We start from the raw sequence: 14,319 nt of genomic DNA, 5'->3' as shown, positions 1-14,319 counted from the left end.
CCAAACCGAGGCAGCGCAACAAATCGGAATGCCGCAGACCGCCCTATCAGCACGACTACGGGGCCGGATCGACTTCAGGATCGGAGAGTTGCTGGCTCTGGCACACCTTCTTGGAGTGCGGTTGGAAGTCCTGCTTCACGGCCTGGAAGAGAAGGACGACCGCTTCACCTGACCATCACATTGGGGGACTAAATGCAGGGCAATGAAGTGCAAGTGGCCGCAGAAGCAGCAGGCGGCCACGGTGCCACCTTGGAAAAAGATGCCGCACGAGACCTCACCGCCCGAATCAGGAATGGCCTGAGCGATGTTTACGAGCTCATTCAGGCGGCATATCAAGGCCAGGCGTGGAAGGCACTGGGCTACCGCTCCTGGGACGCCTACGTGACCGAAGAGTTCGGCAACCTGAACCTCCGTCCCCCAAAGGAATCGCAACCGGAGGTCATCCGCTCCCTCCAGGAGTCCGGGATGAGCGTCCGGGCCATTCGTGCTGCAACCCAGCTGGGATATGGCACGGTCCAACGAGTTACATCAACCAAACCTCAAGGGGATGAGGGTTCAGGTGATCCACCTGGATCACCTGACCCCTCTCGGTCACAGGGTCGGGACGGCAAGACGTATCCCGCGCGCCGAGCTACTCCAAGCGTTTCGCTCGCTCGCCCTGTGGTGGAGGGCGAGATCTTGCCGGACGAACGCCCAGAGCAAATGTCAGTGGAAGACGTGCTGGCGATGCCGGCCGCCCTTGCGGGCATTGCGCCACTGAACCTAGAAGAGCGCGCTGGAGAGGGTCGTGAGCGGGTGACTCGAATACTGCGTGAATTCCATGGCTCCGGAGACGCAGCATTGCCCCGCACGATCAAGCTCGCGGGACAGGTGGCTGGCCTCGTCTCACCTGTCACAGGACAGTCAACGGTCCCGGACGAGGACCTGCACGTCCTGGCATCAGACGTTTCACGCGGCCTGGTGGTGTTTTCGTTCATCATCAAACGTCTGTTCCGGTCCCTGGCGGCCGGAGACTCGGAGACAGAGATCAAGGCCAATCTGAGGGATTCCGTGGACGAGCTGGACGGTGTCCTGGAGCAGCTGGAGGAATCACGATGACGGTCCAGAACCAGCTGGCCCCTCTTCCGAACCGGCTCGACGGGAAGCACGCGTCCACCGTTCTTGCTGCAGAGGAAGGGCGATCGGCGGAACCGATAACTACCAACATGGACCAGCAGGATGATCCAGCCGCCTCCTCAGCAGCTTCTCCCAAACGAATAAACCCGGACGATGGACGGTTCATCCGGCTGGTGGTAGCCGGAGTAGTCATCGCCGGACTTGTCGCTTTCGCGATCAGCTTCACGGCGCTCTACGAGGTCGCAGAATGGCTCGGCATCCCTCCATTCATGTGGTGGGCAGTACCGGTCTTCATTGACCTTGCGATCCTCGTGTACGCAGCGTCGGTGTTGGTCCACAAAGCCCGTGGCGAGACAACCTGGCCCTCATGGGCGGCGCTGGCAACGTTCACGGCCCTATCCGTATTCGCCAACGCTTCCCACTCTCTCAGCAGCCCTCAGGCGGTGCCGTGGCAGGGCGTGGTCGGAGCGATCATTGCCGGAATGGTCCCGGTCGCAATCTTTGTAGCCACCGAACAGCTGTCCCGAGTCGCCGTCGAGGACCCTGCCTCCAGGAAAGCTGAACTACGAGAGCAAGCACAGATAGAACAAGCACGTGCCGAACGTGAGCGGATTCGCGCAAACATGCTGCTGGAGAAGGAACGACACGACCGCCAGATGGCGCATGAGCGAGATGCGGCTGAACGCGCGGCCGAACTGGACAGAGTCCGCCATCAGACGGAAATCGCCAAGCTCCGTGCGCACCGAGAAATACCAGCGCACGATGCTGTACCGATCACCGACTCGACCTCTGATTCGGAGGGAACAAGAGCCAGTCGGCAAGAAGATGAAGCTTCCCCCAACGACAACTCGGCGGAATCACCTCGGATGCCGCTCCATGTCGTAACAGCACCCAGCGCGAGCACACCCGATTCCGCGGCTCGGAGGGCCGGCACCTTGGACGAGGTGGCCGCATTCGTTGCCCAGCAGACTGCACGGGGCATCGACGTGACCGCCGCGATGCTGGTGGACCAGTTCGGACTGACCGAGCGGACAAGTCGACGCCGCCTGCAGGTTCTCCGGGAAAAGCAGCCGGAAGTGTTCCAGGTGCACCACGCCGAGGAACAGTGGAGGGAGCAGGGATGAGGCGCTACCTACTGACCCGCGATCTGAACCACTCCCCGAACAGGCGCCTAAAAGAGACACGTTGGATTGCCGCACGGCGGTGATCTGACTTGGGGGCGGATATGAATGATCAGTTCGAGCAGGAAACGACTGCTCTGGATGGTGAAGAACTCGCAGAGGCGGTGACGCGGGTGCGTCCGGTGATTGTGTCGCAACTTGGGGACATGGGCTCGCCGGCTGATGTGGAGGACGTGGCGCAAGCGACGTGGGAGTCGGCCTGGAACGCACGGCATCGGTTCGACCCAAGGCAGGGGTCTTTGCATGCGTGGGTGGTGACGATTGCCCGTCGGCGGGCGATCGACCGGGTTCGATCCCGCCAGCGGGACACCGTGTTGCAGGGCCAGGCCGAGCACATGTCCGGAGGACGGGTGCAGTCGGCGGTGACGCTGACGATCCCGGATCATGCCGAGGCCACGGTGAACGCCCTGGATGCCCAACAGCGGGTGGGCAAGGTCCTCCGGGTGGTCGAGCAGGTCATGCAGAACCGCGAGGCCACTTCCCGGGCGCTGGCCCTGGTGCTGGTGTTCGGCGACGACGTGGCGGCGGCAACCCGCGGCCTGGGCGTGAGCCCCGAGGTGCTGCGTCAGTCCCGGCGGGAGATGATCCGGTGCTGTCAGGTGGTGACCCGCGCCCAGGAGGCCGCGGCCGCCGGTGAGCCGGTGACGATGCGGACGCTGATCGAGTGCCTGCCCGCCGATGGGGAGTCCGGGGATTGGTCCCGGCAGATGGCCGTGGCTTGCGCCCAGGCAGGGGGGCGGTTCGAGGCAGTGACGGTGGCCCACGTGATGGACGTGACCGGGTTCAGCCGCAACACGGCACGGCAGTACCTGGCAGAGACCCGGCACCTATTGCAGGTGGCGATGACCGTGCTGACCGAGGAACAGAAGGCGAGGCAGTGAGATGACATCGACGAACCGAGTTTCCGAGAACGGCACCCCAGCAGAACATGCCCAGAGCGACGTGACCACCGAGCCCACCGGTCAGGGTCTGGCCGCTGGCCGGGATTCCCGGCGGGAGCGTCGACTGCGCCGTCGGGTAGAACGTCGGGCCCGGATGACGCGGGCCCGGGCCGTCTGGGTCGCCACGAGCGTGGATGCCGGGCTGCCCGAGCAGGTCCAGGACCGTGTGCCGGGCTGGGCGTCTACCGGGCGCGGCCGGGTCCTGCTGGCCGGGGCGGCCGTGATCGTCCTGTTGGTCTGGGCCCTGGTGTTCATCATCATCACCGGCCTCTAGAAGCCCGTGACCCGGCGGGCCTGCCCCGGGAATTTCTGACACACACCACCACGTCACCGAGCGAACTGTCCTCGAGAACTCACTCAAGGAGGACATCATGCTCGACGGAATTGATCCCTGGGGCCTGACCGGCCCGGACGGACTGAACTCGGTCGCCGCCACATTCATCGGCGCGGCGATCATCCTGCTGGCCATCGGTTGCGTCGTCGGACTGGTCCGCTGGCTCGGCGGCAAGGCCACCGGCTCATCGGAGGGCTCCACCAAGGGCCTGAAGATGGCCGGGGCCGGGGTGCTCGGGGCGGTGGTGCTGGGCTCGCTCGGTGGGGCGGTGCAGTGGGGATCGTCCCTGGGCACCGACTCGCTGATGCCTGCGGCCGCCCGCCCCGGGCAGGTCGTGATCGACCGCAAGGCGCCCAAGACGACCTGCACCGCGCAGGCGGTCCGGAACTTCGACGACGAAGACCCCAAGCTCGACCAGCCCAAGCGCGCCGCCGTGGTCAAGGAGGTCTCCCAGGGCGGGCTGACGGTCGAACCCGGTGAACAGATCATCTCGGTGAAGTGGTACCCGACCGGCACCGACTGCTCGGCGGAGAACACCGAGGCGGCCTCGGGCACCGAGGTCGAGATGCGCATCTATGACACCGTCGCGGTCGGCGGATCGGACGAGCAGGTCCGCACACACACCATCGACTGACCGACCGCACAACAGATTCCTGTGCCCGACGGGGGCATAGGGGGGAGCCCCGCCCGGGGCATAAGGAAAGGGAAACGAACCATGAATGCACTGACGTCGCTGTCCGTGATGGCCAAGGGGTACGACCCGGGGGTGACGCCGAACTTCAACGCCCCGTGGATGGACCAGCTGCAGAACATCGGCGGGATGGTGCTGGCCACCGCGCTGGTGCTGTTCGTCATCGCCGTGGTCGCCGGGCTGGTGGTGTGGCTGTTCGGCAAGCTCTCCGGCGGTGGCCGGGCCCAGGACGCGGGCCTGAGCATCCTGCTGTGGGGCGTGGTCGCAGCCGTCGTCGTCGGTTCCATCGGCGGGATCATCTCCTGGGCCACCGGCGTCCCCCTGTTCGCCTGAACTGATCCGGACAACGGGAAGGAGGGGTCATGAATCTGTTGGAACCGATGCAGGCATTCCTGCGCGACGGCATCCTGGGCTTCGCCACCGCCGCGTGGGCCTTCATCCGGGACTCGTTCTCGGCCGGGTCCATGACCGGCGAATGGTGGATGACCATCGTCGGGGGCACGGTCGTGGTGAACGTGGACGGCCAGGCGGCCACCACGATCGAGCACCCCGGAATGCTCAACGTCATGGTCCTGGCCATGATCCCCTTCCTGCTGATCTTCGTCGCCGTCCAGGTCATCTGGTCCCTGTTCCGGTCCTCCACCGCCGGAGTCATCCGGGCCCTGACCGTCACCGTGGTCTGTGTGCCGGCGGTGTACGTGGTCGCCGGGTTGATGTTCGTGGTCCTCGGGGCAGTGGACCAGATGAGCCTGTGGATCCTGCAGGCCGGAGAACGCGGCGGAGAGGAAGCAGCCCTGGGGGCCATCCTGCACCTGTTCGGGCTGACCTACGACGCAGCCAACGGCCAGGTGCTCATGGACGAGAACTACGCCCAGTGGCAGATGGCCACCAACACCGAGAACCCGGGCATGGCCATCCTGCCGTTCATCATCGGGATCATCATCGTCGGGGTCTGCCTGCTGCTGATGCTGATGATGATCTTCCGCCTGGCCGTCATCGTCCTGCTGACCGTGATGATGCCCGCCGCCGTGTTCTCCCTGAGCCTGGAACCGGCCAAGGCCGTGTTCACCCGCTGGCTCTCGGTGGTCTTCGCCCTGATCCTGGCCAAACCCGCCGCCGCACTGGTGGTGAAGATCGGCATGGTCGCCGCCTCCATCGGCACCGACTGGGTCCAGCTGGCCGCCGGGATCGTACTGATCGTGATGGGCGCAGCGATGCCCATCCTGATGCTCACCATGGTCTCGTTCCTGACCGGCGGGGCCTCCGAATCCATGGAACGCTCCGCCGTGGCCAGCGGCAACACCATGATGCGCCAGGGAACCAACGTGGTCCGCGGCGGGGCCCGCAAGGCCGGACAGATCACCCGCCCAGCCCGCACCGCCGCCCGACTCGGCCGCTAGCGACCCACCCCCACCAGAGACCGCAACACCAGCAGACGTGCGAGAGAAGGACAACGTAGCCATGGCCCATCAGATCCTCGAACAGCAAGTGGACTCCCCGTGGGACGGGGCCCGGTTCGCCCGGGAACGCACCACCGGGGTGCTGCTGGGGTTGAGCTGGCCCCAGGTCATCACCCTCGGGGTGGCCCTGGGGTTGATGCTGCTGCTGGTGTTCACCGGTGGCTTCCCCCGCGGGTTTTTCACCGCCCTGGTCCTCGGTGCGGTGGCCGCCGGGATCGTCATCCCCACGGTCATGGGACGGCCCCTGATCGGTTGGGCCGGGCTGTGGCTGCGCTACCTGGTCCGCGGGGCCCGCAACCAGCTGACCTTCGTCCGCCGCGACGGCACCGACGACGATGAGACCCCCACCGAACCGTCCTCCCCGGTGCTCTCCCCCGGTGAGACCAGCACGTCTCGGGATGAGGCCGGGCGGATCAAGCCCGGGGCCGGGGCCCGGTTCCGGCTGCCCGGGGAGGCCAACGAACTGCGCGTGTACACCCTGCCCAGCGGGGCCGGATTCGTCTACGACCCGCGCCGGGGCGAGGGCATCGTGTGCGCGAAGATCAACACCTCCAAGGCCTTCGCCCTGGAGTCCTTCGACGCCCAGGAGGACCGCACCGCGAACTGGCGCGAAGCCATCTCAGCGATCGCCCGGATGCCCGGGGTGGCCCGGATCCAGCACGCGGACCAGACCACGCTGATCTCCGGGTCCAAGGTCATGGAGTTCTACAACGCCAAGGGCGCCGAAGCCACCGGAGAGGGTCGGCCCAGCGGGGAGGCGGTGAACCCGTTCCTGCACGCGGCGTTCGTGGAGCTGATGGCCGAGGCCCAGGACATGCCGGTGCACGAGACCTGGATGACGATCGTGCTGTCCCGGGACAAGGTCGCCAAGCGCATCAAGTCCCTCGGCGGTGGGCTGCCCGGGTTCATGAACCTGGCCCTGTCGGTGATGACGACCATCGAGGGCACCCTGCCGGCCTCGGGGACCACCGTGCAGGCCTGGCACTCCCCCCGGTCGCTGGCCGCCCTGGTCCGCTCGGCGTTCGACCCGCAGGCCTCGGTGGTCATCTCCGAACGCTCCGGGGACTGGGTCGGGGTCGCCCCCGGCTCGGCCGGTCCGGTGGCCATGGAGGTCTTCACCGACCATGTGCGCACCGACGGGTACCTGCACCGCACCTACAAGGTCTCCGAGTTCCCCCAGTCCCAGGCCCGCCTCGGATTCTTGGAGCCGTTGATCTTCGCCGGGGACTTCCGGCACACCGTCTCTGTGGTCTGGGTGCCGCGCGATGCCCGGGGGGCGTTGAACCACATCCAGCGGCGCAAGGCCGACTGGCGCACCACCACCCGACTGCTGGACAAACTGGACCGGCCCCACACCCTGGAGCACGACCGGGAACTTCAGGACATCACCCGGGAAGAGACCGAACTGGTCGACGGCCACGCCCGCCTGGACCTGGCGGTGCTGATCACCGTCACCGGGGCCGACGAAATGGAACTGGAGGCCAACTGCGCCGACGTGCTCTCCCGGGCCGTGAACGCCAACTGTGAGCTGCGCGTGGTGTACCTGGAACAGGACGCGGCGATGCTCGCCGCGGCCCTGCCCTTCGGAATGGTGGAGATGTGATGAGCCCGACGACGAAGAACCGCCAGAAGATCGAGGTCTTCGACTTCTACCAAGCCAACCGGGAGGGAAAACGCGCCTCGCTCACCTCCACCCGGCAGGTGCTCAAGGCCCTCAAGGCCACCCAGGACCAGAGCACCGAGACCACCGGGGACTTCCCCCGGCCCACCTGGGGCCGGGGCGGTCAGCGTCGGCCGAAGTCCCTGCACGGGACGGGGGTGTTGCGCACGCGCGGGGTGCCGACCACCGCCCACACCGGGGCCACCGCCTACCCGTATGTGGCCGGGACCTCGCTGGGCGCCGACGGGTTGTACATCGGCCGGGACCTCAACGGCGGGGGCGCGTTCTGCTTCGACCCGTGGCAGCTGTATGAGCGCGGCATCATCTCGGGGATGTCGATGATCCTGTTCGGCCAGGTCGGGGTGGGCAAGTCTTCGCTGGCCAAGTCCTTCGCCGTGCGTCTGGTCCAGGCCGGGCGCAAGCTCTCCGTCGCCAGCGACAAGAAGGGCGAATGGACCCGGGTCGTGCACGCCCTGGGCGGGTCGGTCATCCAGGTCGGCCCCGGCATGGGCACCCGGATCAACCCGCTGGACCCGGGCACCCGGCCCTCCCTGAATGCCCAGGGCGAGCCGCTGAGCGATGAGGGGTGGGCGATGACGGTCCGCACCCGACGGATGGCCATCCTGGTGACGCTGGTGCGGATCCTCACGAATCGGGACCTGTCCCCGGCCGAGCACCACGTGCTCTCCCTGGCCCTGGACACCGGAGTCGCCGCAGCCCAGGCCCGGGGCGGGATCGTGATCATCCCGGACGTGATCGACGCCCTGGAAGCGGCCAAGGACCACCCCGACCGGCTGGTCGCCGAGGCGTCCTCGGTGATGGCGATGACCCTGCACCGGATGACCACCGGCGATTTGGCCGGGATGTTCGACGGGGAGACCACCGCGCACTTCGCCGCCGACGCCCCGGCCACCTCGATCGACACCTCCGCCCTGCAGGGGGCCAGCCCCGAAGCAGTCCGGGTGGTCAACGCCTGCTCCGGGGCGTGGACCGAGGCCATGGTCACCACCAGTGACGGTGGCCAGCGGATCGTGGTCTACGAAGAGGGGTGGGACAACATCTCCTCCGAGGCCGACCTGCGCCGCATGGTCGAGTCCTGGAAGCTGGCCCGGGCCTACGGCATCTTCAACGTGCTGATCCTGCACAAGATCGCCGACCTGGACATGGCCGGAGACCGCGGCTCGAAGATGGCCGCGATGGCCAAGTCCCTGCTGGCCGACGCCGACGTCAAGGTCATCTACCGCCAAGACCGCTCCGCGCTGCGGGTCACCACCGACGAACTCGAACTCTCCGACCGGGAACGGTCCCTACTGAAGTACCTGGACGAGGGCGTGGGCCTGTGGCGGCTCGGCGGGTCCAGCTTCCAGGTCAAGAACGACCTCACCCGCGTCGAACTCAGGCTGTTCAACACCGATGAACGCCTCGTCACGGCCGCTGCGAAGGAGACCCGGGCATGAGCGCCGAGAACCGTCAGTCCACGACCGCCTCGAACAATGCTCTACCGCTGGCCCTGCTGGGAGTGTTCGCCCTGTACGGGGCTTACGTGCTGGTCGGGGTGCTGACCAACCGGGCCGCATGCGGGGCCCTGGCCTGGCCGGCCACGCTCTTCGACCCGGTCGGGTTCGTAGCTACCGGGGACGGAACCGCCTTCGGCTCGGTGGCTGGCTGCGCGGCCGACACTGGCACGCTCATCGCCGCCTACGTCGGGCTGGCCGTCCTCGTGGCCGTCGCGGTCGGGGCCGGGGCGTACGCATGGATGCGGTACCAGCAGTCCGACCAGGCCTTCATTCGCTCCATCCGGTGGCGCGAGGGCATGGCCCGCGGCCCGGAGATCCGCCGCGCGGTCGGGGCCGGGGCGGCCCGGAAGAAGGCGAAGAAGGTCCGCCCGAGCCTCAAGCACCCCAAGCCGGCCGACGCCGCCCTGCTGCTGGGCTCGGCCGAGGGCTCACCGGTGTGGAGCTGCCTGGAGGAATCCGTGGTGCTCATCGGCCCGCCGCGCTCGGGTAAGGGCCTGCACCTGCTCATCGGGGCCATCCTGGACGCCCCCGGCCCGGTCATCACCACCAGCTCCCGGGCCGATAACCTCGCCGCCACCGCCGAACTCCGCAGCCAGAAGGGCCCGGTGGCCCTGTTCGACCCGCAGGGTCTCACCGGTCAGCCGACCACCCTGAAGTGGTCCCCGATCACCGGGTGCGAGGTCCCCCGGGTCGCCAACCAGCGCGCCACCTCCCTGATCAGCTCCTCCGGGCTCGGGGCGTCCTCCACGAACGCCGAGTGGCAGGCCCCGGCGGTGACCATCATGGAATGCCTGCTGCACGCCGCCGCCCTCGGGAACCGCACCGTGGATGACCTGATGCGCTGGGGCAACAACCCGGCCGAGGCCAAGGAAGCGGTGAAGATCCTGGCCGAACACTCAGGTGCGGCCTCGAACTGGAACCTGGTGCTGCAGGGCATCATCGACGGCGAACCCAAGCTGCTGCAGAACAAGTGGTTCGGCGTCGAGGGCGCCGTCAAGGGCCTGTCCGTGCCCGAGGTCCGCGAGATCCTCAAACCCACCCAGGTCGAAGAAACCCTGGACATCGACAAGTTCCTGCGCGAGAACGGGACGCTGTACATCGTGGGCACCAAGACCGGCGGGTCCTCCGCCGGCCCGTTCTTGATCGCGATGATGGACGCCATCACCGAACGTGCCCGCGAGATCGCCGCCAAGTCCCCCAAGAACCGGCTCGATGCGCCGCTGACGCTGGTCCTGGACGAGATCGCGAACATCGCCGGGGCCTGGCCCGGGCTGACCCAGATCATGGCCGACGGCGGTGGTGTGGGCATCAGTGCCTTCGCCGTGTTCCAGTCCCTGGCTCAGGCCCGCAACGAATGGGGCGAACAGCCCGCCACCGCCCTGTTCGACGCGGCCACCGTGAAGATCCAGCTCGGCGGGGCCTCCAACGTCCAAGACCTGGAGCTGTTCTCCCGGCTGGCCGGTCAACGCCAGATCACCCGCACCTCCACCTCCCGCGGCAAGGACTCGAACTCGACCTCCGAACAGCTGCACGACACCGAGGTACTCACCGTCTCCGAACTGCGCCGCCTGCCCTTCGGCTGGGGGTTGCTGCTGAACCGCAACGGCCGGCCCATCCTGATGCGCATGACCAAGTGGCCCGACCGCAAGGACGCCCAGCAGATCGAAGCCGCCACCAAGGCCTACAACGCCGAACTGGCCGCCGAGCTCACCGGCGGGGCCGAGACCCTGTCCTCCACCCCCACGGCCGCCGATACCGCCGACACCGGCACGGTCGCGGACTGGGCGGCCTCGGTGCCGGTGCGGTGAGACCATGGCACGGCTCTCCCTCACCCGCACCGGCTCGGAAAGCTACCGGGACTACCTGCGCTCACCGGCGTGGGGGTTCCGCCGGGTGCGCTGGTTCCGCGACGCCCGCGCCCGGGGCGCTGAACCGGCCTGCCCGGTCTGCCAACTGACCCTTGACGAGGCAGGCAGTCTGGACTTGCACCATCTGCGCTACGACGGGGTGCACCGTGACCCGGTGACCGGGGCCTGGAAGGCACGGGAGAAAGATGAGGACCTGATGCCGATGTGCCGGGCCCACCACGAACAACTGCACGCCTCTCTGGATGCGCGCAAGGAGTACCTTGGCTGGGACCGGCGACGGGCCACCGTGCTCATCGTCGTCAGGATGATCCGCCGTCACAGAAAGAAGACCCATGACCACCAGTGACCCCGTCCCCGGCTCCACCGAGCCGCTGAACTGCGAACTGTGCCAGCGGGTCTCCGTGCTCCAGTTCCACACCACCAGCACCGACGTGCTCGACCGCGCCGAATGCCGCCGCGCCGAATGCCGCCGCGCCAACGGGGACGGAATGTGGCTGTGCTCGATCTGCGAAGAAGGCGTCCACCGGTGGATGGCCGCCAACCCCGGCGAAGGCTCCGCCCAGGCCGCGGTGAACGAAATGGTCCAACGACTGCTCAACCTCATCGACGGCCCACCCCGGAAATACCGCCGCCAGCGCCGCACCGACGACACCGGGCGGTCCTGAGTCCGTTCCGTGGGAGTCGCTGCGGGTCGTCGGGTCGTAGCGTGCCCCATCCATCGGGCCGCACAGTGCAGCTGCCGAGAGCAGACCGGCCCTCGGTAGGGCCGAGGCGGCACGGTTACATTGGCATCCTGTCGGCCCGGGAGGTTCTGCCATGTGCGCCTCGATGACGCGTCCGGCCGTTGGCCGGGTGACCACCATGGTGATGGTCAGTGGCGGGTTGTTCGTGCTGTCGGGATGCTACGCCCAGGAAGAACCACAACCGGTCCCCACGGCCCCGGCTATCGCCGCCCTGGTGGACACCCCCGTGGTGAGCCTGCCGCCTGAAAGCGCCCGTGACTATCCGGAGGAGCCGGCCTACGCCGTCGGTTCGTATAACGGGGTGGATTACTACGTGTCGTACACGGACGGACCGGAGCCCGAGCGGTTGGGCCGACTGATATGCCTGATCACCGACACGGGGGGCGACGACGGCACCGCTCGGATCTGCGGGGCCGATAGCGACGACATCACCCTGACCTTGCTGAACGTACCCGGTGACCACACCTTGGTCGGTGATTCCGTGGATACTGACGATCTCACCGAGAGCGGTTGGAAAAAGGTGGGCCTCAACGTGTGGACGCGAGCCGCCCCGTAGAAGTTGCCAGCTTCCCGTCGATACGCCCACTGATTCACCTGGACTGAGCGACATACACCGCTGCCCTCCCGTTGCGAACTGTCTCCGAGCAGGCCACAGGCCCTGCCGGATCAGACAGCAGCGTTGAGGAGGGTGACACCGGTGAGTGGCAATCCATGGGTAGACGACGAGGACGACGACACCTGGCTGAACCAGGAGGCCCCCGGCCCCGAGCAAACCGGTGGCGAGGCACCGGGGTCCCCGCTGCCGTACCTGGACCCCGAGGTCGAGGCGGCCCTGGCCGCCGAGGGTCCGCCGGAGTGGTTGGGCACCCGGTGGCGGGAGATCGAACCCGGTCAGCAGTGGGATGCCTGGAACGGGTTGCGCCGCTGGGTGGACTGGTTCATCCGCGAATACCGGCTGACGACCTCCGATGTTCCGGCGTGCTGGTACCGGCACCCGAGCCTGACCGCCGAGCTGTATGCGGCGATGTGCATGGAGTACAAGGTTTTCGAGGAACAGGCCCCCGGGTTGGCTCCGATGATGATGTGGCACCCGAACGTGGCCCAGCTGCGGTCCCGACTGAAGGAGATGACGCACGACGCCGGGTGCGTGCAGAACGGCACGCACAAGGAACCGGTGGCGTATTCCGGCACGGTCGGGGCCTACGAACTGGACTACGACGAGGACGACTGGATCACCGCGGCCTCGACCATCCGCACCGAGAAGGTCCTCGACCGCCCCACCTCCGGGGTGACGTTCGTGCGAGCCCGCGCCGTGGATGCCGACGGCGTCGAGCACGGGGCCTCGGACCCGCTGGGCCTGCGTGCCCGGTCCGTGGCCGCAGTGGGCTCGGTGGCCCTGGCCTACACCTCGGCCACTCCCGGCCAGGCCGGAGTTGCGGTCAACATCATGGGCGGCCCAGAGGACCTGACCGTGGTGTGGGAGGAATCGCCCGACGGAACCGCCTGGACCGAGATGAACGCACAGAGCGATGAGTGACCGGGCGGCACCTACCGACGAGACGGTAGCGCCCTGGATGTGTGTCGCGGGCGGCCGGACCGGGGTCGCGGCGAACTGGGGACAAGACATCGGCGCCGGGTCGAGGTCAACGGGACAGGAAGGCAGGCCAGCATGACGGAGCCGAGGACCGAGGAGCCGAACGTCGAGGGGGTGATCGTCGGCGTGGAGTGGGGCCAATGGAGCACGGAGGCGTGGGTCGACACCGATGACGGGACCCGCGTCCGGGCGCACTTCAGTGAGCTCGACTCGGAGTTGGTGGCCCCGGAGCGGTTGAGAGCAGGCACGAGGATCCGGCTGGATGTCCCCGCGCGGTACACCTTCGTGCAGACGGAGCACATCCATTACACCAAGCCAACCTTCCGTGAGGCCCCCGCCGCCCAGCCCTTCGCCTACGCCCACAATGCCGAGTGGATCGACACCGCCGGACAGGCACACCCCCTAATCCAAGACGCGGGAGAGGAAGCCGCCGACATCCACCCGGGGTGGGACCAGGTGGACGGTCACAGACGCTTGGAGCGCGAGGACTACACCCCGACCGCGCTGCCCGCCCGACCCCGATCCGACTTCGAACAGACGACAACCAGTAACAACACCAAGCAGGGAAGCGAGAAAGCCATGGAGAGCGTGGGCAAGAAGACGGTGCAGGGCAACCTGACGGGCGATCCCCGGAAGGTGCGGACGAAGGCCGGCCAGGAGCTGGTGGTGATGACGGTGGCGGAGAACGGCCGCCGGTTCAACGAGAGTTCCCGGGCGTGGGAGGACACCGAGGCGAAGTTCTACGACGTGGCCGTCGAAAGGGCCCAGCTGCGAGAGAACGTGCTGGCCTCGCTGCGCAAGGGCGACCGGGTCACGGTCACCGGGGACTACCGGGTCGGGGCGTATGCCACGAGCACCGGCAAGCCTGGACTGAACCATCGGATTTGGGCCGAGGACGTGGCCGCCTCCATGCAGTTCAACCCGGTCGCGGTCCTGCCCCGAGAACCCCACCGGGACGGCGCCTCGGTCGCTTCCTCCCCCGAGCAGTCCAGGAAGCACTCGGCAGGCCAGGGCCTGCGCCCGGAGGAGCTGACGCCGGAGGCGTTCGCGGAGTGGTCGGCGGGTCAGCCGCCGCTGGTGCCACAGCAGCAGGAGGTCACCGGGATCACCCGGTGACCTGTCCATAGTCCGTCGCTCGACGGCCGGGGGCTTGACCGTCTCCCGGCCGTCGTGCAGTTATGTCAGAGAAGGAGCCCGAGCGTGGCGAAGCGAAG

Annotated in this window: 16 protein-coding genes; all 16 read left to right on the top strand. The window is 67.5% G+C overall.

Features of this window, described 5'->3' with window-relative positions; translation table 11 throughout:
- Positions 1–172 (top strand): helix-turn-helix transcriptional regulator (locus tag Q0283_RS17650; protein WP_366134488.1); only part of this gene is annotated, 172 nt, incomplete at its 5' end.
- A 20-nt stretch (positions 173–192) separates the two neighbouring features.
- Positions 193–1,098, top strand: coding sequence for a DNA-binding response regulator (locus Q0283_RS12680; protein ID WP_298044995.1), 906 nt, complete (start codon positions 193–195; stop codon positions 1,096–1,098).
- Entirely contained in the window at positions 1,095–2,240 is a 1,146-nt protein-coding gene (locus Q0283_RS12675; protein ID WP_298044994.1) for a DUF2637 domain-containing protein, read from the top strand. Before Q0283_RS12680 ends, Q0283_RS12675 begins: the two co-directional genes overlap by 4 nt.
- A gap of 101 nt (positions 2,241–2,341) precedes the next feature.
- Positions 2,342–3,178, top strand: a complete 837-nt coding sequence (locus Q0283_RS12670) for an RNA polymerase sigma factor (protein WP_298044992.1) — start codon at positions 2,342–2,344, stop codon at positions 3,176–3,178.
- 154 nt (positions 3,179–3,332) lie between these two features.
- Entirely contained in the window at positions 3,333–3,512 is a 180-nt protein-coding gene (locus tag Q0283_RS12665) for a hypothetical protein (protein WP_298044990.1), read from the top strand.
- Positions 3,513–3,609: 97 nt separating this feature from the next.
- A complete protein-coding gene (locus tag Q0283_RS12660) occupies positions 3,610–4,206 on the top strand; it encodes a hypothetical protein (RefSeq protein WP_298044988.1) in 597 nt (198 codons plus the stop codon).
- Positions 4,207–4,287: 81 nt separating this feature from the next.
- On the top strand, positions 4,288–4,596 hold the full coding sequence (locus Q0283_RS12655) for a hypothetical protein (RefSeq protein WP_298041880.1): 309 nt from the start codon (positions 4,288–4,290) through the stop codon (positions 4,594–4,596).
- 29 nt (positions 4,597–4,625) lie between these two features.
- Positions 4,626–5,663, top strand: a complete 1,038-nt coding sequence (locus Q0283_RS12650; protein ID WP_298044986.1) for a hypothetical protein — start codon at positions 4,626–4,628, stop codon at positions 5,661–5,663.
- 61 nt (positions 5,664–5,724) lie between these two features.
- Entirely contained in the window at positions 5,725–7,326 is a 1,602-nt protein-coding gene (locus tag Q0283_RS12645; protein ID WP_298044985.1) for an SCO6880 family protein, read from the top strand.
- Positions 7,326–8,840: a conjugal transfer protein TraC gene (locus Q0283_RS12640; RefSeq protein ID WP_298044983.1), complete on the top strand. Its 1,515-nt coding sequence runs from the start codon at positions 7,326–7,328 to the stop codon at positions 8,838–8,840. Before Q0283_RS12645 ends, Q0283_RS12640 begins: the two co-directional genes overlap by 1 nt.
- Positions 8,837–10,708, top strand: a complete 1,872-nt coding sequence (locus tag Q0283_RS12635; protein ID WP_298044981.1) for a type IV secretory system conjugative DNA transfer family protein — start codon at positions 8,837–8,839, stop codon at positions 10,706–10,708. The genes Q0283_RS12640 and Q0283_RS12635 overlap by 4 nt, the downstream gene beginning before the upstream one ends.
- A 4-nt stretch (positions 10,709–10,712) precedes the next feature.
- Positions 10,713–11,114 carry a hypothetical protein gene (locus tag Q0283_RS12630; RefSeq protein WP_298044980.1) on the top strand — a complete coding sequence of 134 codons (402 nt, stop codon included), beginning with the start codon at positions 10,713–10,715 and terminating at the stop codon, positions 11,112–11,114.
- Positions 11,101–11,433: a hypothetical protein gene (locus Q0283_RS12625; RefSeq protein ID WP_298044979.1), complete on the top strand. Its 333-nt coding sequence runs from the start codon at positions 11,101–11,103 to the stop codon at positions 11,431–11,433. Before Q0283_RS12630 ends, Q0283_RS12625 begins: the two co-directional genes overlap by 14 nt.
- A gap of 151 nt (positions 11,434–11,584) precedes the next feature.
- On the top strand, positions 11,585–12,067 hold the full coding sequence (locus tag Q0283_RS12620) for a hypothetical protein (RefSeq protein WP_298044978.1): 483 nt from the start codon (positions 11,585–11,587) through the stop codon (positions 12,065–12,067).
- A 141-nt stretch (positions 12,068–12,208) separates the two neighbouring features.
- Positions 12,209–13,048: a hypothetical protein gene (locus Q0283_RS12615; RefSeq protein WP_298044976.1), complete on the top strand. Its 840-nt coding sequence runs from the start codon at positions 12,209–12,211 to the stop codon at positions 13,046–13,048.
- Between the two features lie 132 nt (positions 13,049–13,180).
- Positions 13,181–14,221: a single-stranded DNA-binding protein gene (locus Q0283_RS12610; protein ID WP_298044975.1), complete on the top strand. Its 1,041-nt coding sequence runs from the start codon at positions 13,181–13,183 to the stop codon at positions 14,219–14,221.
- Positions 14,222–14,319: the final 98 nt, after the last annotated feature.

Source organism: uncultured Citricoccus sp., from assembly GCF_937871995.1.
Classification (GTDB): Bacteria; Actinomycetota; Actinomycetes; order Actinomycetales; family Micrococcaceae; genus Citricoccus.
This window is presented reverse-complemented; position numbering and strand designations above follow the sequence as displayed.

Bases quoted from the DNA above. Each gene is read 5' to 3' on its own strand.
- Q0283_RS12680 (WP_298044995.1), top strand. From the start codon at position 193: ATGCAGGGCAATGAAGTGCAAGTGGCCGCAGAAGCAGCAGGCGGCCAC.
- Q0283_RS12675 (WP_298044994.1), top strand. From the start codon at position 1,095: ATGACGGTCCAGAACCAGCTGGCCCCTCTTCCGAACCGGCTCGACGGG.
- Q0283_RS12670 (WP_298044992.1), top strand. From the start codon at position 2,342: ATGAATGATCAGTTCGAGCAGGAAACGACTGCTCTGGATGGTGAAGAA.
- Q0283_RS12665 (WP_298044990.1), top strand. From the start codon at position 3,333: ATGACGCGGGCCCGGGCCGTCTGGGTCGCCACGAGCGTGGATGCCGGG.
- Q0283_RS12660 (WP_298044988.1), top strand. From the start codon at position 3,610: ATGCTCGACGGAATTGATCCCTGGGGCCTGACCGGCCCGGACGGACTG.
- Q0283_RS12655 (WP_298041880.1), top strand. From the start codon at position 4,288: ATGAATGCACTGACGTCGCTGTCCGTGATGGCCAAGGGGTACGACCCG.
- Q0283_RS12650 (WP_298044986.1), top strand. From the start codon at position 4,626: ATGAATCTGTTGGAACCGATGCAGGCATTCCTGCGCGACGGCATCCTG.
- Q0283_RS12645 (WP_298044985.1), top strand. From the start codon at position 5,725: ATGGCCCATCAGATCCTCGAACAGCAAGTGGACTCCCCGTGGGACGGG.
- Q0283_RS12640 (WP_298044983.1), top strand. From the start codon at position 7,326: ATGAGCCCGACGACGAAGAACCGCCAGAAGATCGAGGTCTTCGACTTC.
- Q0283_RS12635 (WP_298044981.1), top strand. From the start codon at position 8,837: ATGAGCGCCGAGAACCGTCAGTCCACGACCGCCTCGAACAATGCTCTA.
- Q0283_RS12630 (WP_298044980.1), top strand. From the start codon at position 10,713: ATGGCACGGCTCTCCCTCACCCGCACCGGCTCGGAAAGCTACCGGGAC.
- Q0283_RS12625 (WP_298044979.1), top strand. From the start codon at position 11,101: ATGACCACCAGTGACCCCGTCCCCGGCTCCACCGAGCCGCTGAACTGC.
- Q0283_RS12620 (WP_298044978.1), top strand. From the start codon at position 11,585: ATGTGCGCCTCGATGACGCGTCCGGCCGTTGGCCGGGTGACCACCATG.
- Q0283_RS12610 (WP_298044975.1), top strand. From the start codon at position 13,181: ATGACGGAGCCGAGGACCGAGGAGCCGAACGTCGAGGGGGTGATCGTC.